This is a genomic window from Frigidibacter sp. RF13, assembly GCF_026626305.1.
Lineage (GTDB): Bacteria > Pseudomonadota > Alphaproteobacteria > Rhodobacterales > Rhodobacteraceae > TMP-24.
The window spans coordinates 104076-121693 of sequence record NZ_JAPNUE010000001.1; the positions used below are offsets into that span (position 1 = coordinate 104076).

The 17618-nt window shown below is 66.8% G+C and carries 20 protein-coding genes; 7 read left to right on the forward strand and 13 right to left on the reverse strand.

Translation table 11 applies throughout. From position 1 onward, the window contains the following. Positions 1-3: 3 nt before the first annotated feature. Both OU426_RS00500 and hpt read right to left on the reverse strand, forming a co-directional pair. Positions 4-180 (reverse strand): hypothetical protein, encoded by a 177-nt coding sequence (locus OU426_RS00500; RefSeq protein ID WP_267631872.1) that lies wholly within the window; start codon positions 178-180, stop codon positions 4-6. A 13-nt stretch (positions 181-193) separates the two neighbouring features. After that, on the reverse strand, positions 194-733 hold the full coding sequence (gene hpt, locus OU426_RS00505) for a hypoxanthine phosphoribosyltransferase (RefSeq protein WP_267631873.1): 540 nt from the start codon (positions 731-733) through the stop codon (positions 194-196). Between the two features lie 72 nt (positions 734-805). On the opposite strand from hpt, the gene OU426_RS00510 reads away from it, so the two are divergent. After that, a complete protein-coding gene (locus tag OU426_RS00510) occupies positions 806-1267 on the forward strand; it encodes a type II toxin-antitoxin system RatA family toxin (protein WP_267631875.1) in 462 nt (153 codons plus the stop codon). Positions 1268-1289: 22 nt separating this feature from the next. On the opposite strand, the gene ssb is transcribed toward OU426_RS00510, so the two are convergent. After that, entirely contained in the window at positions 1290-1790 is a 501-nt protein-coding gene (ssb, locus tag OU426_RS00515) for a single-stranded DNA-binding protein (RefSeq protein WP_324289788.1), read from the reverse strand. 191 nt (positions 1791-1981) lie between these two features. Between ssb and OU426_RS00520 the strand changes: the two genes are divergently transcribed. Together OU426_RS00520 and OU426_RS00525 are read left to right on the forward strand one after the other, a co-directional pair. Further along, a complete protein-coding gene (locus OU426_RS00520; RefSeq protein WP_267631877.1) occupies positions 1982-2527 on the forward strand; it encodes a helix-turn-helix transcriptional regulator in 546 nt (181 codons plus the stop codon). 66 nt (positions 2528-2593) lie between these two features. After that, a complete protein-coding gene (locus tag OU426_RS00525; RefSeq protein ID WP_267631878.1) occupies positions 2594-3217 on the forward strand; it encodes a lytic transglycosylase domain-containing protein in 624 nt (207 codons plus the stop codon). A 3-nt stretch (positions 3218-3220) separates the two neighbouring features. Here the strand turns inward: OU426_RS00525 and OU426_RS00530 are convergent, their stop codons facing one another. The 5 genes from OU426_RS00530 to OU426_RS00550 form a co-directional block, all read right to left on the reverse strand. Next, positions 3221-3544 (reverse strand): putative quinol monooxygenase, encoded by a 324-nt coding sequence (locus OU426_RS00530; protein ID WP_267631879.1) that lies wholly within the window; start codon positions 3542-3544, stop codon positions 3221-3223. An 84-nt stretch (positions 3545-3628) separates the two neighbouring features. After that, a complete protein-coding gene (locus tag OU426_RS00535; RefSeq protein WP_267631880.1) occupies positions 3629-4831 on the reverse strand; it encodes a multidrug effflux MFS transporter in 1203 nt (400 codons plus the stop codon). Continuing rightward, positions 4828-5475 (reverse strand): DsbA family oxidoreductase, encoded by a 648-nt coding sequence (locus OU426_RS00540; protein ID WP_267631881.1) that lies wholly within the window; start codon positions 5473-5475, stop codon positions 4828-4830. The genes OU426_RS00535 and OU426_RS00540 overlap by 4 nt, the downstream gene beginning before the upstream one ends. Before the next feature lie 256 nt (positions 5476-5731). Further along, the gene (locus OU426_RS00545; RefSeq protein ID WP_267631882.1) at positions 5732-6190 is read right to left on the reverse strand and encodes a DUF2852 domain-containing protein; all 459 of its coding nucleotides are present in this window, start codon (positions 6188-6190) and stop codon (positions 5732-5734) included. 138 nt (positions 6191-6328) lie between these two features. Then, positions 6329-6799, reverse strand: coding sequence for a YbaK/EbsC family protein (locus OU426_RS00550; protein WP_267631883.1), 471 nt, complete (start codon positions 6797-6799; stop codon positions 6329-6331). 195 nt (positions 6800-6994) lie between these two features. Here OU426_RS00550 and glnE point away from each other — a divergent pair, with 195 nt between their 5' ends. Next, positions 6995-9784, forward strand: coding sequence for a bifunctional [glutamate--ammonia ligase]-adenylyl-L-tyrosine phosphorylase/[glutamate--ammonia-ligase] adenylyltransferase (glnE, locus tag OU426_RS00555; protein WP_267631884.1), 2790 nt, complete (start codon positions 6995-6997; stop codon positions 9782-9784). Positions 9785-9812: 28 nt separating this feature from the next. Continuing rightward, a complete protein-coding gene (locus OU426_RS00560) occupies positions 9813-10091 on the forward strand; it encodes a hypothetical protein (RefSeq protein WP_267632882.1) in 279 nt (92 codons plus the stop codon). Positions 10092-10164: 73 nt separating this feature from the next. On the opposite strand, the gene eda is transcribed toward OU426_RS00560, so the two are convergent. Both eda and edd read right to left on the reverse strand, forming a co-directional pair. Continuing rightward, entirely contained in the window at positions 10165-10809 is a 645-nt protein-coding gene (eda, locus tag OU426_RS00565) for a bifunctional 4-hydroxy-2-oxoglutarate aldolase/2-dehydro-3-deoxy-phosphogluconate aldolase (RefSeq protein WP_267631885.1), read from the reverse strand. A 97-nt stretch (positions 10810-10906) separates the two neighbouring features. Next, on the reverse strand, positions 10907-12712 hold the full coding sequence (gene edd, locus OU426_RS00570; RefSeq protein ID WP_267631886.1) for a phosphogluconate dehydratase: 1806 nt from the start codon (positions 12710-12712) through the stop codon (positions 10907-10909). 154 nt (positions 12713-12866) lie between these two features. On the opposite strand from edd, the gene OU426_RS00575 reads away from it, so the two are divergent. Together OU426_RS00575 and OU426_RS00580 are read left to right on the forward strand one after the other, a co-directional pair. Then, positions 12867-14069, forward strand: a complete 1203-nt coding sequence (locus OU426_RS00575; RefSeq protein ID WP_267631887.1) for an RSP_2647 family RNA methyltransferase — start codon at positions 12867-12869, stop codon at positions 14067-14069. After that, positions 14066-14608 (forward strand): RSP_2648 family PIN domain-containing protein, encoded by a 543-nt coding sequence (locus OU426_RS00580; protein WP_267631888.1) that lies wholly within the window; start codon positions 14066-14068, stop codon positions 14606-14608. Before OU426_RS00575 ends, OU426_RS00580 begins: the two co-directional genes overlap by 4 nt. A 122-nt stretch (positions 14609-14730) precedes the next feature. Here OU426_RS00580 and OU426_RS00585 read toward each other — a convergent pair whose 3' ends face one another. Genes OU426_RS00585 through OU426_RS00595 form a run of 3 tightly spaced genes read right to left on the reverse strand, consistent with a single transcriptional unit; the run spans position 14731 to position 17440 of the window. Next, positions 14731-15714, reverse strand: coding sequence for a site-specific tyrosine recombinase XerD (locus OU426_RS00585; RefSeq protein ID WP_267631889.1), 984 nt, complete (start codon positions 15712-15714; stop codon positions 14731-14733). Positions 15715-15717: 3 nt separating this feature from the next. Next, entirely contained in the window at positions 15718-17316 is a 1599-nt protein-coding gene (locus OU426_RS00590) for a hypothetical protein (RefSeq protein WP_267631890.1), read from the reverse strand. Continuing rightward, a complete protein-coding gene (locus tag OU426_RS00595; RefSeq protein ID WP_267631891.1) occupies positions 17300-17440 on the reverse strand; it encodes a hypothetical protein in 141 nt (46 codons plus the stop codon). Before OU426_RS00595 ends, OU426_RS00590 begins: the two co-directional genes overlap by 17 nt. Positions 17441-17618 lie beyond the last annotated feature (178 nt).

Sequence of the window (17618 nt, forward strand, 5' to 3'; positions counted from 1 at the left end):
GATTCAGAAACCGCGTTTGCCCTGGGCGGGCAGGGTCAGCCACTCGGGCCAGAGGCCAAGCCACTCGATCCCCGCGATCAGCAGGCACAGGCCGATCACAATCGCGCCGAGGATCACGCGGCTCATCGAGGGCGGATTGCGTGCCCATTGCGACATACGCAAGAGCCAGCGCAGGTTCATGCGCCGCCCCCGGTCATCCGGTGAACCGCACCTTGCCGATATAGGGCAGGTTGCGGTTCCTCTGGGCAAAGTCGATGCCGTAGCCCACCACGAATTCGTCGGGAATTTCAAAGCCGGTCCAGGTCGCCTTGATCTGCACCTCGCGTCGCGAGGGTTTGTCGAGCAGAGCACACACCTCAAGCCGCTTCGGTTCTCGGCTTTTAAGAAGGTTCACCACATGGTGGAGCGTGAAACCCGTATCGACGATATCCTCGACAACCAGCACATCGCGCCCCGCGATCTCGCCGCGCAGGTCCTTGAGGATCCGCACCTCGCGTGAGCTTTCCATTCCGTCGCCATAGGACGAGGCTTCCAGGAAATCGACTTCGACCGGCAGGTCGATCTCGCGCACGAGGTCGGCGATGAAGACGAAGGACCCGCGCAGAAGCCCCACGACGACCAGCTTGTCGGTGCCCTGATAGGCCCGGGTGATTTCCTTGGCCAGCGCCTCGACCCGCGCGGCGATGGACTTGGCCGAGATCATCTCGTCGATTGCATAGGGTCGATGCGGCATGGGGTCCCCTTGATTTCCTGCCCTCCATAGCGGAAAGGGGGCCGGATTGTCATGGGGGAAGAGCGGGGTCGGATGCCGTCGCACGCGGAAAAACGGGTATTGCCCTGGTCGGCGAACGAGATGTTCGCGCTTGTTGCCGATGTGGCGCGCTATCCGGAGTTCCTGCCCTGGACCGCCGCCGCACGTATTCGTGCGCGCGAGGCGCGCCCCGATGGATCGGAACTTCTCGAAGCCGATCTGGTGATTTCCTTCAAGGTCTTCCGCGAACGTTTCGGCAGCCGGGTGGTGCTATATCCTGCCGAACGGCGGATCGAGACGGATTATCTCGACGGGCCTTTCCGGCACCTGCATTCGCGCTGGCGCTTCGCGCCGCTCGAAACCGGCGGCTGCGAAGTGGATTTTTCGGTCGATTTCGAATTCAAGAGCGCGATCCTGCAAGCGGTGATCGGTCTGGTGTTCGATGAGGCGATGCGCAAAGTGGTGCGGGCCTTCGAGGCCCGCGCCGAGGCGCTTTACGGGCGGCCCGCTGGCTGAGCGCCCCGGGCTGCGCGAAAAATCAGAACGGAATTTCGTCGTCCATGTCGGCGCGGGCCGGGCTCGCGGCGGGGCCGGACCGGTCGCCATAACCGCCGCCGTAGGAGCCACCACCATAGCCGCCGGCCTGGCCATCGTCATAGCCGCCGCCCTGGCCGCCACCGCCGCCATCACGACCGTCAAGCAGCGTCAGCTCGCCCCGGAACTGCCGCAGCACAACCTCGGTCGTGTAGCGTTCCTGACCGGACTGGTCCTGCCATTTGCGGGTCTCTAGCGCGCCCTCGATATAGACCTTCGAGCCCTTCTTCAGATATTGCTCGGCGATCTTGGCGAGGTTTTCGTTGAAGATCGCCACCGAATGCCATTCGGTCCGTTCCTTGCGTTCGCCGGTATTGCGGTCGCGCCAGGTTTCCGACGTCGCGATCCGGAGGTTGCACACTTTGCCGCCGTTCTGGAAGGACCGCACTTCCGGGTCGCGCCCGAGATTGCCGACCAGAATTACCTTGTTCACCGAGCCTGCCATGATCTCCCTCGCAGCGCCGCGACTCCCGTCGCGAATCCTGATGTTTCGTCAATGCATCACTTTAAGGTTAATGAAGGGTTCATGCCACCCTGCGAAATCGTTCAACAGGGCGATCGCCGGCATCAGCGGCTTCCGTCTCGTGCCTTGAAGCCATAGAAGGTCAGAGCGGGAGCGGTCAGGGCACAGGGACGATGATACAGAAACTTGTCACGCGGTTCCGGCTGGAGACCCTTCTGATCGCGCTCATGGTGGTTCAGGCGATCTGCGCCGCCATGTTTGTGGGCGATGTGATCGACGATTACACGGAACTCGCGCCCGGCGGCGGCTTTGATTTTCACATCACGCTGGAATTCGTCGCCAATGTCGGCCTTGTCGCCGCGATCCTTGTGGAAGGCTATTTCTTGCGCTGGCTGCTGCGTCAGCACGAACGGGCGGAGCGGGCGCTATCCGCGGCCTCGGGGGCGTTGCACGAACTGATGCAGGGCTATTTCGACAGCTGGGGCCTAACGCCCTCCGAGGCGGAGGTGGCGCAGTTCACCATCAAGGGCTTTTCGATTGCCGAGATCGCCAGCCTGCGCGGTGCGGCCGAGGGCACGGTGAAAAGCCAGCTCAATGCGATCTACCGCAAATCGGGCCTTGGCGGGCGGGGGCAGCTTGTGAGCCTGCTGATCGAGGACATCCTGAACGGCTCGGTTCTGCCCGATGCGGCGCCGGTGCGCTCTGTCCAGAATTCCTGACTGGATTGCCGGATGACCGGGCGATATAGTCCCGCCCGTCTCGGCAGGAAAGAGGGCAGGGGACGAATGCGGAATGGGACAGTCTGCGCCGCGCTTTCGCTGGCGCTGATCGCATTGGGGGCGTCGGCGGTTTCGGCCGAAGGGCTTTGGCTGCCGAAGAAGGGCCAGAAGACCAACCGGTCTGCCGTCTTCAACCAGCAGCTCGCGGTCCTCGACGGGCGCGCGGCGGCGCAATATTCGGAATCGGTCAAGCTGACACCTCACGGCAAGGAAGCCGCGGCAGCGGGTCTCGATGCGACCGTGCTTCCCAGCTATTCGGGCCGCTATCGCGGTGCCTATCTGGATGCGGCGCGGTCGGCCGCGCAGAAGCATGGCGTACCGGAGGACTTGTTCCTGCGCCTTGTTCATCAGGAATCGGGTTGGAACGCCGGGGCCGTTTCGCACAAGGGGGCAACGGGTCTGGCGCAACTGATGCCGGGTACAGCCGCGCGGCTTGGTGTCGATGCGACCGACCCCCACCAGAACCTCGATGGCGGCGCGCGGTACTTGCGGATGATGTACGACCGGTTCGGCGACTGGAAGCTCGCGCTTGCCGCCTATAATGCCGGGCCCGAGGCAGTGGAGAAATATGGCGGCATACCGCCCTACGCCGAAACCACCAAATACGTGCGCGCGATTGCGGGCGGCTGACCCTTAGTCCGGGTCGCTGCCGGGAAAGGCATAGCGCTTGTCCTTGCCGCCGATCGTCAGCACATAGTCGCGCGGGATGCCGCGCGTCGCCCGCCCCCAGTCAGAGGCTTTCACCCGCGCCGTATGTGCCTCCAGGTCCGCGCGGCTGGCGAAGACTTCCCGCACCGCGAACCGCGCCGGATCGGCCATCGAGCGCATCACCTCGAACAGAATGCAGCCGGGCTCAGTCCGGGTCTGGCGGATGTGATCAGGCAGGAGGTGCGAGATACGGTCAGCCTCCTCCAGCGAGCGGCAAAGGAGGAAGCCGGACAAGGTCACCTGCGACATGAGCCCCCCCGAAGGCGTCGAACTTGCGCCTGATCATGGGAAGCGTGCCGTGGCAGGTCAAGGGCCGCTGCTTCTCCCCGCTCCTCAGGCGCGGCGCATGAGCAAGTAGGCGAGACCCGAACAGAGCGCCGCACCGATCATCGCGGGCACCGACGTGCCGTCGAAGGCAAGGCCAACCGGCCCGGCGATGGCGACCGCAAGAACCGTCGAGATGGCAGCGATGACTGACGTAGCCATACCCGCGACATGGCCCATTGTCTGCATGGCAAGTGCATTGAGATTGCCGAAGGTGAAGCCCGCGATGAAGAAGACGCTGGTGGCCCAGATGTAGAAGGCGAGGAATGACCCGGCGCCCGACAGGAAGAGCGCGACCATGAACGCCGACAGCAGGAACTGCCCGAAATAGGCAGCGAGAACCAGTTTCCGCATGCCGAGGCGCCCCACCAGTCGGCCGTTGATGAAGGAAGCGGTGGCCGAGAAGGCAGCGATCAGTGCGAACCAATAGGGGAAGCTTTCGGCCTTGCCGTAGGTCTGGTCGAAGATCTGCTGGATCGAGGAGAGAAGCGCGAACATCTGCCCGAAGCCGAGCGTCATCACGAAAGTGTAAAGCCGCACCTCGCGCGAGCGCAGCACCTGTTTCAGCCCATCAAGAATCACCGCGCCCTGCAGCGGGCGGCGCGCATCGGCATGCAATGTCTCTGGCTGGCGGATACTGACCCAACTGATGGCGATCAGGCCGAAGGCGGCGAAGGCAAGGAAAATGCCGTGCCAGCTTGAGATCGCGATCACGCCCGCGCCGATCATCGGCGCAAGAGCCGGGACGACCATGAAGACCATCATCACAAAGGACATCACGCGCGCCATCTCGCGCCCTTCGTAAAGGTCGCGGCTCAGCGCTACGCCCGCGATTCGGGGACCGGAGGCGCCGAGACCCTGAAGGAAGCGCGCGGCGAGCAGGAATTCCAGACTGTCGGCTTCCCGTGCCAGAAGGGCGGCGCAGATATAGACGATAAGGCCTGCCGCGATGACCGGCTTGCGCCCGAAAGCATCAGACAGGGGCCCCGCGAATAAAGTGCCGGTGCCCATGCCGAGGACGAACGCCGACAGGATCAACTGTGCCCGGTTCGGCGCGTCGGGCGACAGGTCTGCTGCGATCTGCGGTAGGGCGGGCAGCATCGCGTCGATGGAAAAGGCGATTGTCGCAAAGAGCATCGCCAGCATCGCGGTGAATTCAGGAAGCGCCAGCCGCCGGATCGCGGGGACGGGCGGGGCGGGAACATCGCTCATGCGCTTCGTTCTTTCAGCTGGGCATTGATATCGTCGATGATGCCGGTCCAGACCTCGGTCGGCTGGGCGCCCTGCACGACATGGCGCCCGGCGATGACAAAGGCCGGAACCCCGCTGACGCCCTTGGTGCGGCTGTTCTGGACACGGGCGGAAATGTCGGCGCGGTCGGCGTCGCTGTCCAGAAGCTGCGCGATCATCGACCGGTCAAGACCGACGCCCTCGGCCAGATCGGCAAGCTGAGTGCGGTCGCCGATATCCTTGCCTTCGCGCCAGTAGGCCCGGAAGAGGACCGAAACCATCGCGGTCTGCCGCCCCTCGAGCCCTGCCCAGTGGATCAGCCGGTGGGCATCGAGCGTGTTGGGGGAGCGATCGACGGCGGGCAGGTCAAACTCGACACCGGCTTTTTCGGCGTGCGCAAGAAGCGGCTCGTGGATGCGAAGGATACTTTCGCGTGAGCCGAACTTCGCCGCCATATAGTCCTGCCGGTTCATGCCTTCGGGCGGCATGTCGGGATTGAGCTGGTAGGGATGCCACTCGATCTCGAACGGATGGTCTGGGCGCTCCTCGAGCGCCCGGTCGAGATAGGCCTTGCCGACATAACACCAGGGGCAGGCGACGTCGGAAATGATGTCGAGCTTGATCATGGCCCTTGCTCCGCTCTTGACGGTTCCACTCCGGACGGGTCCGGCGACCCTGCATGAGCCGGGGCAGGGGGGGAGTCAATGCGGGCGGTCGCGGTAGCGTGAGTCTTCGACCGCACGCAGGCATCGGGAGTCTGTGCGTGCGCGCACGCTTTGAGCCGAAGTGACCGTTACACAAAAGCGAACCGGCCCCGGAAGGGGCCGGTCGACTGACGCACCGGGGCAGGCCACATGGCCGCGCCGAGGGGACGGCCGGGCGTCAGTAGCTGCCGCGCTGGGGGGCGCGCTCTTCGCCCTGAGGTTCGGCGTCTTCGGCCGGCGTCTCGTCACGGGCCTGACGGGCGCGTTCGTCCAGATACTGGTCGAATTCGGACTTGTCCTTCGAGGCGCGCAGCCGCTCGAGGAAGGCCTCGAAATCAGCCTGTTCGCGCTCGAGCCGGTCAAGCGTGTCGGCCTTGTAGGAATCGAAGGCGGAATTGCCGGACGAGCGGAATCCGTGGCGGTGACGGTTGGCCCAGGCGCCGTGATCGCGCATGGTGCGCGCGCCGCATCCTTTCGAGAACATGCGTTTGCTCCAGATCATATAGGCCAGAAGCGCGAGGCCTACCGGCCAGAAGAAGATAAAGCCAAGCACCATGGCGGCGATCCAGGCGCCCTTGCCGCGTTCGTCAAGCCAGAGCTCGGCGCGCGTGGGCCATGAGGCGGTTGTCGTGGTCATAGGTCCCTCCGTGAACCAGCGTGAACCGGAATATCCGTGAACCGGATGTGAATGTCTTTCACATGGTCAAGATTGGGTCTTTGGCCGTCGGCGTCAAGAGGGAATGTGAATTAATTTAACATACCCGCGAAAAGGCGCTCAGCCGGTGAAATGGGCGAGCTGCGCGCCGGTCAGTTGCAGCAGCCGCTTGGGAGCAATGGCGAAGATGTGACGCGGCGTTCCCGCCGCAGCCCAAACCCGGTCGAAGTCAAGAAGGCGGGGGTCGAAATAGTTCGGAACTGGAGTCAGATGGCCGATGGGGGCTACCCCGCCGATGGCAAAACCGGTCTCGGCCCGGACCTGATCGGCATCGGCACGGCCAAGGGACTGGCCCGCGACAGCGCTGGCCTTGACCGGATCGACGCGGTTGCCGCCTGCGGTCATGAACAGCACGATATGACCGTTCGCCTCGCCCCGGAAGATGATCGACTTGACGATCTGGTCGGTCAGGCAGCCCGCGCAGGCGGCAGCCTGTTCGGCCGTTCGCGTCTCGACCGGAGCCTCGACGATCTCGATCCGTTCGCCTGCCGCTTCCAGCGCGGCGCGCACCCGCGCGAGTGACTTGCTCATCCCGTCTCCCCTTTGCGGCGAGAGAAGCGCGAAATCGGCGTAGGTTGCAATAGATGATCCGCGCCGGGGAAACGGGGGCTCGTCGAGCACTTCGTGCGCTCCTCGCAAGGCCGGGCGGCCCGACGAGAAACGAAGTGCCCGAGGAGGCACTCGGGACGGGTTGAAGCGGAACCGGCGCCCGCCTAGGGTCGGCGCATGAGCTTCTCCACGCGCCTCTCCCGCTGCCCGATCCCCTATGAACCCGACCGGGGTGCGGACATCGCCGCGCGGTTTGCAGGGCTCGACCCGGCGCTGCGGGAACTGCTTGTCGGGACCGCTGGGTGCAGCCCCTATCTTGCGGGTCTGATGGAGCGGGAGGCGGATTGGCTGGAAAGCGCGTTCGACGATCCCGAGGCGGCTCTCCGGGCGCTCCTCGCCGACGGCGCGACGGAGGGCAGCGATGCACTGGGTCCGCTCCTGCGCAGCGCTAAGCGCCGGGTTGCGCTTCTTGCAGGGCTCGCCGATCTGGGCGGGGTTTGGACGCTGGAAGAGGTCACGGGCGCGCTGACCGCGCTTGCCGACCGCGCGGTCACGCTCGCGCTCCGCGCGCTGGTGGGCGACGAGATCCGGCGCGGGCGTCTGCCCGGGGCGACGCCTGACGATGCCGAAACCGCAGGCGGCATGGTGACACTCGCCATGGGCAAGATGGGGGCGGGGGAGCTGAACTATTCCTCCGACATCGACCTCATCTGCCTGTTCGACGACAGCCGGTTCGCGGCAGAAGACGTGCAGGAGGCGCGTGCCTCCTTCATCCGCGTGGTGCGCCGGATGACTGCGCTTCTCAGCGACCTGACCTCCGAAGGCTATGTCTTTCGCACCGACCTTCGGCTCCGCCCCGATGCCTCGGTCACGCCGGTCTGTATCTCTATGTCGGCGGCCGAAAGCTACTACGAGGCCCAAGGGCGGACTTGGGAGCGGGCGGCCTATATCAAGGCCCGCCCCTCGGGCGGTGATCTGGCGGCGGGCGAGCGGTTCCTGTCGGCGCTCACCCCCTTCGTCTGGCGCCGCCATCTCGATTTCGCGGCGATCCAGGATGCGCATGACATGCGGCTTCGCATCCGCGACCACAAGGGCCTGCACGGGCCGGTGGTGCTGGAAGGCCATGACATCAAACTCGGCGTCGGCGGTATCCGCGAGATCGAGTTCTTCACCCAGACACGGCAGCTGATCGCCGGCGGGCGCGATCCGGACCTCAGGCAGCGCGGCACAGTGCCGGGCCTTGCCGCTCTCGCCTCGAAAGGCTGGGTGACACCGGACGTGGCGGATGAACTGACGCTGCACTACCGGGCGCTCCGCGATATCGAACACCGGGTGCAGATGGTGCAGGACGCCCAGACTCACGACCTGCCGATCACGGCCGACGGGATCGAGCGGATCGCGCGGATGTGCGGCGAGGGTGACACGGCGGCCTTCCGGGCGGCCCTCAAGGCGCGATTCGAACGGGTGGCGGAACTGACCGAGGGCTTCTTCGCGCCGGGCGAAGCGCGCCGCGACGGGCCGGAGATCACCGAAGAGATGCGGGCCACGGTCGATGGCTGGCGCGCCTATCCGGCGCTGCGCTCGGAGCGTGCGGTGCGGATTTTCAAACGTCTCCAGCCGGAAATCCTGCGCCGCCTCGGTGCTTCGGCCAACCCGGCCGAGGCGCTGAACCAGTTCGACGGGTTCCTGAAGGGCCTTCCCGCCGGAGTACAGCTTTTTTCGCTCTTCGAGGCGAATGCGCAGCTCATCGACCTGATCGTCGATATCTGCGGGACGGCGCCAGGCCTTGCCGCCCATCTGTCGCGGAATTCCGGTGTTCTCGATGCGGTGATCGGCGGGTCTTTTTTCGCGCCCTGGCCGGGCGGCGCGGCGCTTGCCGCCCTGCTGGCCGAGGAGCTTGCGGCCGAGCTCGATTACGAACGCAAACTCGATGCGGCCCGGCGCTGGGTGAAGGAATGGCACTTCCGCATCGGCGTCCACCATTTGCGCGGCCTGATCGACGCCAGCGAGGCCGGGCGGCAATATGCCGACCTCGCTGGGGCGGCGGTGCGGGCGGTCTGGGCGCCGGTGGTGGCGGAGTTTTCCCGCAAGCATGGGGCGCCGCCCGGGCGCGGCGCGGTGGTGCTCGGCATGGGGTCGCTCGGGGCCGAGCGGCTGAATGCCGCCTCGGACCTCGACCTTCTGATGATCTATGACGATCTCGGGCAGGAGGCGTCTGACGGGCCGCGCCCGCTTGCGTCGCGCGCCTACTATGCACGCCTCACGCAGGCCTTCGTGACGGCGCTGACCGTGCCGATGGCCGAGGGGCGGCTCTACGAGGTCGACATGCGGCTTCGCCCCTCGGGGCGGCAGGGGCCGGTCGCCGTGTCGCTTGCCGCCTTCCGCGATTACCAGATGAGCGAGGCCTGGACCTGGGAACATCTCGCACTGACCCGCGCCCGGCCGGTTGCGGGGCCGGAGAATCTGGCGGCGGAGATCGAAGCGATCCGTCGCGAGGTTCTGATTGCCAAGGCGGACGGAGAGAAGATCCTGCCTGACACCGCCGAGATGCGGGACCGAATCTTTGCGGCAAAGGCGCCGGATGGCGAATGGGAGGCGAAGATCGGCCCAGGCCGATTGCAGGATATCGAGCTTCTCGCCCAGTCGGCGGCGCTGAGGGCGGCCGATCCGGCGCGACGGACTGAGGCGCAATTGCGGGCCGGGCGCCGCGCGGGCCTGATCGCGGCGGCGGATGAGGAGGCCCTGCAGGCCGCTTACCGGTTCTTCTGGCGGCTTCAGGCGGGGGGGCGGCTTCTGACCGAGAGGCCACTCGACATGGAAGCGATCGGTGCGGGCGGGCGGGCCTTTCTGTTGCGCGAGACGCAAATGTCGTCGCTCGACACGCTCAGGTCGGAATTGGCGGGCCATGTCGCGCGGACCGCCGAAATCGTGGCGCAAGGATTGAACCGGCCGGAGGCCGGTCGGTGAAGGGCCCTGTCGGATGGCGAGGAAGATCATGGAGCTGAATTTGGCTGACCCGAAAGGGCTGATCCGCGAAAGCTATGCGATCGAAGGGATCACGGGTGGCGAATGCCGGTCGATCTTTCTCGACTGGCTTCTTAGCCTGAAGCCCGGCGTGGAACCGGCCGAAGCGGCGCGGGTGATGATCGCGACCTACGCGCTCGACCGGCCGGATCATCCGATGTCGCGGGTGCTGGAAGAGGGGTTGAAGGCGCCGCCGGTGGCCAGCCGCCGAGGCGGGCGTGCGGGCCGGTTGCGGTCTGCCGAACAGTAAGGCCGGTCCCAAAATCCTTTCAAAGGATTTTGGCAAATTTCTTTCAAAGAAATTTGCGCGCGACCCCGAAGGGTCAGGCGCGGGGCAGAGCCGCTGCATCCCGCGCCAACGCCTCGATTGTTTGCCAGTCGCCCGACGCAACGGCGTCAGCGGGCGCGACCCAAGAACCGCCGCAGCAGAGGATGTTCTTCAGCTTCAGATAGTCGCCTACATTCTTCATCGAGATTCCGCCGGTTGGGCAGAAGCGCACCTGAGGGATCGGGCCGCCGAGCGCCTTGATCGCCGCCGCGCCGCCCGAGGTTTCGGCGGGGAAGAATTTCTGCACCGTATAGCCCTTCTCCAGAAGCCCCATCACCTCGGTCGCGGTGACAGCGCCAGGCAGGAGGGCCAATTCCTCGTCCTCGCAGGCTTTTAGAAGACTGTCGGTCGCGCCGGGCGAGACGCCGAAGTGTGCGCCCGCTTTCTTTGCAGCTTTCACGTCGGCGGGGGTCAGGAGCGTGCCTGCGCCCACGACACCGCCCTCGACCCCGGCCATGATGCGGATCGCTTCAAGGGCGGCGGGCGTGCGGAGCGTCACCTCGAGCGCGGGCAGGCCACCTGCGACAAGCGCGCGGGCGAGCCCCTCGGCGCGAGAGGCGTCGTCGATCACCAGGACCGGGACGATGGGGGCAAGGGCGCAGATCTCGGCGGCTTTCACGCTTTGCTGGGCGGGGGTCATGATCGTTGGCCTTTCGCGGGGTAGAGGCGACGGATGCCTCCGGCGGGGATATTTGTTCCAGTGTGAAGGGGGCTTTCACCCCCTGAGCGGGCAGCGTTCAGACGACGAGCGCGGCGCCGGTTTCGGCCGCGCCGACATGGGCGCGGAAGGCGGCGAAAAGCTCGCGCCCGGTTCCATGCTGGTTGGCAGTCAGGTCGGCGGTCGCGGGGGCGCGCGCCATCAGGTCGGGCACCAGCGCTTCGATCGTGCCATTGGCGGCATCGAGCCGGACCAGATCGCCATCGCGCAGGTAGGCAAGTGGCCCGCCGCAGGCGGCTTCGGGGCTGACATGGATCGCGGCAGGCACCTTGCCCGAGGCGCCCGACATGCGCCCGTCGGTGACAAGCGCCACCTTCAGTCCGCGATCCTGCAGGACGGCGAGGGTGGGCGTCAGCGAATGCAATTCCGGCATGCCATTGGCGCGGGGGCCCTGGAAGCGGACGACGACCACCGTGTCCGCGGTGAACTCGCCGCGCTGGAAGGCGGCCTTGACCGCTTCCTGGCTGGAAAAGACCCGGGCAGGGGCCTCGATCACATGGCGTTCCGGCGCGACTGCGGAGATCTTGATCACGCCGCGCCCGAGGTTGCCCTTCAGTTCCTTCAATCCGCCCGAGGCCTGGAACGCATCCGTCGCGGGGCGCAGGATGCGGTCGTTGAGGCTGTCCGACGGGCCATCGACCCAGGAAAGCCTGCCATCTGAGAGCTTCGGTTCGCTTGCGTAGCGCGCAAGCCCGTCGCCCGCCACGGTGACCACATCCTCATGCAAAAGGCCCGCGTCCAGAAGCTGACCGATCATGAACGAAAGCCCGCCCGCCGCGTGGAAATGGTTCACGTCGGCTAGGCCGTTGGGATAGACCTTGGCCATCAGCGGAACGATGGCCGAGATCGCCGAGAAATCGTCGAGATCGAGAAGGATGCCCGCCGCGCGCGCCATGGCGGGCAGGTGGAGCACGAGGTTGGTCGAGCCCCCCGTCGCCATCAGACCGACAAGCCCGTTCACGAAGGCCTTCTCGTCGAGCACATGGCCCGCCGGCCGGAAATCGTTGCCAAGCCGGGTGATCGCCGCCGCCCGTTCGACCGCCGCCACCGTCAGCGCCTCGCGCAGCGGGGTTCCGGGGGCCACGAAGCTTGAGCCCGGCAAATGGAGCCCCATGAACTCCATCAGCATCTGGTTGGTGTTCGCTGTGCCGTAGAAGGTGCAGGTGCCGGCCCCGTGGTAGGAGGCCATCTCGGCCGCCATCAGCGCGTCGCGCCCGACCTCTCCGGCGGCGAACTGCTGGCGGACTTTCGACTTTTCGTCGTTGGGCAGGCCCGACGCCATCGGCCCCGAAGGGACAAAGACCGCAGGCAGATGGCCGAAGGTCGCCGCCGCCATCACGAGGCCCGGCACGATCTTGTCGCAGATGCCGAGGAAGAGGGCGGCGTCAAACGTATTGTGCGAGAGCGCCACGCCTGCCGACAGAGCGATCACATCGCGCGAGAAGAGCGAGAGTTCCATCCCGGCGCGGCCCTGGGTGACGCCGTCGCACATCGACGGCACGCCGCCCGCCACCTGCGCGGTGGCACCCGCCCGGCGCGCGGCGGCGCGGATCAGTTCGGGGTAATGCTCGTAGGGCTGGTGGGCCGACAGCATGTCGTTGTAGGCGGTTACGATGCCGAGGTTCGGCGCTCGCCCCTCGGCCAGCGCCGCCTTGTCGGCGCCCATCGCCGCATAGGCATGGGCCTGATTGCCGCAGGAAAGGTGCGCGCGCGCCGGACCCTCGGATGCAGCTGAGGCGATCCGCGCGAGATAGGCCTCGCGCGTCGGTCGCGAGCGCTCGCGGATCCGGTCAGTGATGGCGGCGAGGGCGGGTTTCACGCTCATCGGGCTCTCCTTCAGGCAGCGGACAGGGCGGCAGCGCAATAACACGGATTGTTAGCGCTAACAACAGCCATATCGCCATCATCAGGAACTGTCGCAGGCGCGCGCCCCTTTCGCAAGCGGGGGGGACGGGGTAGAGGGGCGAAAAGAGGTATGCATGATGGATGACACGACGCTCGCCACGGTGCGGCTGAGGCCCAAGGCCGACGCGCGCGCCATCCGCCACGGATTTCCCTGGGTCTATGCCGACGAGCTGGTGACCGACCGGCGGACGATGGCGCTGGCGGCCGGGGCGCTGGCGGTTCTGGAGGATGGCGAGCGGCGGCCGCTCGGGCTGGTGACGGTCAACCCGAAATCGAAGATCATCGCGCGGATGCTTGACCGCGATCCCGGCGCGCGGATCGATCAGGACTGGTTCGCGGCACGGCTTTCGCGGGCGCTCGCGCTTCGTGCGCGGTTGTATGATGCGCCTTTCTACCGGCTGGTCCATGCCGAGGCCGACGGATTGCCGGGCGTGATCATTGATCGGTTCGGCGATGTCGCTGTGGTGCAGCCGAATGCGGCCTGGGCGGAAAGCCTCCTCGAGCCGCTGGTCGCGGCACTCGTCGCTGTGACCGGCGTGACGGCGGTGGTGAAGAACGGTACCGGGCGGTCGCGGGGGCTTGAAGGATTGGTCGAGGAAACGCTGGTCCTGACGGGCAGGGTCGCGGGTCCCGTGCCGGTGCCGATGAACGGCGCGACCTATATGGCCGATGTGCTGGGCGGGCAGAAGACCGGGCTCTTCTTCGATCAGCGCGACAATCACCGTTTCGGGGCGCGGCTCGCTGATGGCGCGCGGGTGCTGGATGTCTTTTCCCATGTCGGGGGCTTTGCGTTGGCGGCGCTCGCCGGGGGCGCCAGGTCGGCGCTGTCGGTCGACGCCTCGACCGCCGCGCTGGAGCTGGCGGCGAGGGGGGCCTCGGCCTCGGGCTTCAGCGAGCGGTTCTCGGTCCGCAAGGGCGATGCCTTTGCCGTGATGGAGGTGATGGCCGAAGAAGGCGCGCAGTTCGATCTGGTGATCTGCGACCCTCCGGCCTTCGCGCCCTCGAAACTGGCGCTGGAGGCGGGCTTGCGGGCCTATGAGCGGGTGGCGAAGCTCGCCGCGCGTCTGGTGGCGCCCGGGGGCTACCTCGGGCTTTGCTCCTGCTCGCATGCGGCGGATCTGTCGCAATTCCGAAATGCCTCGGCGCGCGGCATCGGCCGGGGCGGGCGGCGGGGGCAGCTGATCCACACCGGCTTTGCCGGACCGGACCATCCGATGCTGCCGCAGCTGGCCGAGAGCGGCTATCTGAAGGCGCTGTTCTTCCGGCTTGACGGATGAAGGTGCTGCTCGATGCCTGCGTGCTTTACCCGACCGTCCTGAGGGAAATCCTGATCGGCGCCGCGGCGGCAGGCCTTTACCGGCCGCTCTGGTCGGAGCGGATATTGGAGGAATGGGCGCGAGCGACGGTGAAGCTAGGCCCCGGTGCGGAGGCGGTGGCGCGGGGCGAGATCGCAGTGCTGAAGACCGCCTGGCCGGGCGCCTCGGTCGCGCCGGGGGCGGCGCTTCTCGGCCGGTTGTGGCTGCCCGATCCGAACGACATCCATGTGCTCGCCGCCGCAGTGGCGGGCGGGGCGGACCTGATCGTCACCTTCAATGCCGCCGATTTCCCCCGCCACATCCTGACCGAGGAGGGGCTGGACCGGCAGGACCCAGATCAGTTCCTGCTGGCGCTTCATGACGCTTCGCCGGAGGTGGTGAGCGAGGTCTGCGAAAGGGTGCGCGCCGAGGCCGAGAGACTTTCGGGCGAGCGGCAGGAGATGCGGGCGTTGATGAAGCGGGCGAAGCTGCCGAAGCTCGGCAAGCGTCTCTCTGGCTAGATGCCCGGGCTAGGCGGATTCGAAACGAAATCCGTCCGGACCCTTTCAAAGGGTCCGGTCCGAAATCTTTCAAAGATTTCGGATCCCTGTCGGTCCGCTCGACCGCTGCCGATCTTCCCGGTTCAGTCCTCTTGCCCGGCTTTCCTTCTTGACGCCGGGCGGGCCGCTTTCGCCAAGGGATGATGGTTGAGGACCAGTGCCTTCAGCCGTTCGTCCAGCACATGGGTGTAAATCTCGGTTGTGGCGATATCGGCGTGGCCAAGAAGCGTCTGGATCACGCGCAGGTCGGCGCCGCCTTCGAGCAGATGGGTGGCGAAGGCGTGGCGCAGCCGGTGGGGGGTGACGTCTGCCGGGGACACGCCTGCCGCGACCGCGATGTCCTTCAAGAGCCGGTGGAATAGCTGGCGCGAGAAGTGACCTTCGGCGCCGCTCGCCGGAAAGAGGAAGCGCGAAGGGGGCATGCGGCGGGCGATCCGCGCCTCCTCTTCGGCCGCGTCGCGGGTGGCAAGCCAGGTGGCAAGCGCCCTGCGGGCGGGCTGCGACAGGGGCACCAGCCGTTCCTTGCCGCCCTTGCCCTTGACCATCAGCATCGCCGGATCGCCGCGCGCGGCCTGCACCGGCAAGCTGACCAACTCGCTGACCCGCATGCCGGTCGCGTAGAGCAGTTCCATCAGGCAGAGGTTCCTCTGCCGCTCCGCCTCGGTGCGCCCCTGCGCCTCGGTGGCGGCAATCAGGGCGTTCACCTGATCGCGCGACAGGCTTTTCGGCAGCTGCCGATCACGTCCCGGGCCGGACAGGCGCAGCGCGGGGTTGTCGGGGCGCCAGCCCTCTTCATAGGCGAAGCGGTACAGTTGGCGGATCGCCGATAGCCGCCGGGCGCGGGTGGCGCGGCTCAGACCCTCGGCATCGCAACGCGTGAGGTAGTCCTCGACGGCTGCCTGATCGGCCGTGTCGAGGGCTAGGCTGCGTGACGTGAGCCAGTCGGCGAAGTCCTTGAGGTCGCGTCCATAGGCAAGGAGCGTGTTGCGGGCCGCATCGCGTTCGGCCGCCTGACCTTCGAGGAAGGCAGAAATCCAGCGCCCGGCAAGATCGCCTGCGCCCGCCATCCCTCAGCCGCGCCGCTCGAGAAGGAGGAGATCGAGCGCCGCCTGCCGCGCTGCCTGCTCAAGCCCGACCTTGCGCAGCAGCGCGAGCCCGCCGGTGACATCCCTCAGATCGCCGCTCGCCCCCTGTGTTACTGCATCGATCGCCTTCAGGATCGCCTCGCCGAGTTTCTTGTCGGCGAGCAGCGTGGCCAGTTGCGGCGGCAGCGGCGGCTCCGGGTCGGAAAAGGCGTGCTGGATCGCCACGCCCAGTTGATCGGGCGGGGTGAGGCCGGTCGTGTCGCCCCGGGCCACGCCGATCAGGAACCGTTCGGCCATGTCCGCGGGCTCGCGGCGGTTGGCGAGCGCCTCGTAGGCCTGGGACAGTAGCGCCACCCGGAAGGCGAGCGCGCCTGCCTCGCCCTTGAGCTCGGCGTTGGCAAGTCGCACGCCGAAAAGTTCGGCAAAGGGCACCTCCAGCTCAAGTGGCGTCATCTGTGCCCAGGCGGCGTCAAGCGCAGTGATCGTCGCCTCCATGTCGCCCTCGGCCAGCGCCTGATCCAGCGCCTGCACCGCCTTGACCCGTTCCCACACCCCGCCCGAGGCGGCGGCGCGCTGTTCGGAATAAAGCCCCATCAGCCGGTTGGGCGGGATCGCGCCCACGCGCGCCAGCCGCTCGCCTGCCTCGATCCGCGCCTTCCAGCCGCTGTTCGAGCGGAGGTCGGCCTGGGCGAAGGCCACCGGCAGGGTGACGGTCGGCAGGGGCTGACCGATCGCCTCCATCATCCTCAGGACCAGGGGCGAGGGGCGGTCGGGCAGGGGCAGGTCTTCGGCACCATCGGCCAGCTCGGGGTCGAGGAAGCGTGCCAGAAGCTCTGCCATCCCCGGATCGATGGTGCCCAGCGTCTCGCCGGTCCTCAGCGCAAGTGCTGCAGCATTCCAGTCGCCGCCGCGCGCCAGGCAGAAAATGCGGGCGGGGAAGGTCGGCGCGATCTCTGGCGTGGCGCGCATCACCCGGCAGGCACGGTCTTCCTCGCCCACAAGAAGCGAGGCATCGAACCAGCGGCGGAAGCTTTCGGGATCGGGCTTGGCCATCAGTTCGAGGATCGCAAGCGCCGGTTCCAACGCGCCAAGGTCTAGAAGCCGGTCGATCCGGGCGAGGAACAGCGCGTTCTGCGGATCGTTGTCGGCGGGTGGCGACAGTTCGGTGATCAGGAGCGCATAGAGCAGCGAGCGCATGGCGGGTAGCGTGTCCGGCCGCTCCGCCCGCAGGTGACGGGCGAGATCGGACGAGGGGGTCGTACCCCAGAGCGACGGCGGCAGGCCGGAACGGGCGGCGCTGACAAGGCCGAGGGCGACGGGAGCCTGGCGATTGAGCGGCGTCACGGTGATCGTGTCGGCGGGGGGCGGCGCAAGGCCGGTTGGTGCCGGAGACCCGGCCTGTGGTTGCGGCACGGCGATCGGTCCGCGGGGCAGGGTGGCGGGGGTCGCGACGGATTGCGACAGCCAGTCGATCGCCGACAGCGGCGCCTGGTCCGCGCCTTCGCCCCGCGCGATACCCGCCGCCCCGAAGATCGCGAGCCCGAGGCCCAGGGCCCGGGCCGCCCGTTCAGTTGCCTTCGACATTCAGCTCGACCGGTTGCACCACATCCCCCTGTTCGGGCGAAAGATCGCCGAGATAGGCAAAGGCCACAAGCCCAAGGAATCCGACGATCGCCAGCGTGATGAGTGCCTTTAGAATGCGAAACATATGTGCCTGCCTGTTCTTTCCGCTTGAGGGACCGCCATAGTCGGGCTGCCGCTTCGCGGATATCGGGGCACTTTATATATGGCTTTTTCGGCGAGATCACGCCATTGAGGGCAAAAAGCCGCGCGTCGAGGCAAGAAAGCGGGAAACCGCCGCCTGTCCGGCGCAATCGGTCTGTCTC

Coding starts and splice junctions, on each gene's coding strand:
- hpt (WP_267631873.1), bottom strand. CDS start 733: ATGCCGCATCGACCCTATGCAATCGACGAGATGATCTCGGCCAAGTCC.
- OU426_RS00585 (WP_267631889.1), bottom strand. CDS start 15,714: ATGGCGGGCGCAGGCGATCTTGCCGGGCGCTGGATTTCTGCCTTCCTC.
- OU426_RS00500 (WP_267631872.1), bottom strand. CDS start 180: ATGAACCTGCGCTGGCTCTTGCGTATGTCGCAATGGGCACGCAATCCG.
- OU426_RS00590 (WP_267631890.1), bottom strand. CDS start 17,316: ATGTCGAAGGCAACTGAACGGGCGGCCCGGGCCCTGGGCCTCGGGCTC.
- glnE (WP_267631884.1), top strand. CDS start 6,995: ATGAGCTTCTCCACGCGCCTCTCCCGCTGCCCGATCCCCTATGAACCC.
- OU426_RS00575 (WP_267631887.1), top strand. CDS start 12,867: ATGATGGATGACACGACGCTCGCCACGGTGCGGCTGAGGCCCAAGGCC.
- OU426_RS00560 (WP_267632882.1), top strand. CDS start 9,813: ATGGAGCTGAATTTGGCTGACCCGAAAGGGCTGATCCGCGAAAGCTAT.
- OU426_RS00595 (WP_267631891.1), bottom strand. CDS start 17,440: ATGTTTCGCATTCTAAAGGCACTCATCACGCTGGCGATCGTCGGATTC.
- OU426_RS00550 (WP_267631883.1), bottom strand. CDS start 6,799: ATGAGCAAGTCACTCGCGCGGGTGCGCGCCGCGCTGGAAGCGGCAGGC.
- OU426_RS00580 (WP_267631888.1), top strand. CDS start 14,066: ATGAAGGTGCTGCTCGATGCCTGCGTGCTTTACCCGACCGTCCTGAGG.
- OU426_RS00540 (WP_267631881.1), bottom strand. CDS start 5,475: ATGATCAAGCTCGACATCATTTCCGACGTCGCCTGCCCCTGGTGTTAT.
- ssb (WP_324289788.1), bottom strand. CDS start 1,790: ATGGCAGGCTCGGTGAACAAGGTAATTCTGGTCGGCAATCTCGGGCGC.
- eda (WP_267631885.1), bottom strand. CDS start 10,809: ATGACCCCCGCCCAGCAAAGCGTGAAAGCCGCCGAGATCTGCGCCCTT.
- OU426_RS00520 (WP_267631877.1), top strand. CDS start 1,982: ATGATACAGAAACTTGTCACGCGGTTCCGGCTGGAGACCCTTCTGATC.
- edd (WP_267631886.1), bottom strand. CDS start 12,712: ATGAGCGTGAAACCCGCCCTCGCCGCCATCACTGACCGGATCCGCGAG.
- OU426_RS00510 (WP_267631875.1), top strand. CDS start 806: ATGCCGTCGCACGCGGAAAAACGGGTATTGCCCTGGTCGGCGAACGAG.
- OU426_RS00525 (WP_267631878.1), top strand. CDS start 2,594: ATGCGGAATGGGACAGTCTGCGCCGCGCTTTCGCTGGCGCTGATCGCA.
- OU426_RS00545 (WP_267631882.1), bottom strand. CDS start 6,190: ATGACCACGACAACCGCCTCATGGCCCACGCGCGCCGAGCTCTGGCTT.
- OU426_RS00530 (WP_267631879.1), bottom strand. CDS start 3,544: ATGTCGCAGGTGACCTTGTCCGGCTTCCTCCTTTGCCGCTCGCTGGAG.
- OU426_RS00535 (WP_267631880.1), bottom strand. CDS start 4,831: ATGAGCGATGTTCCCGCCCCGCCCGTCCCCGCGATCCGGCGGCTGGCG.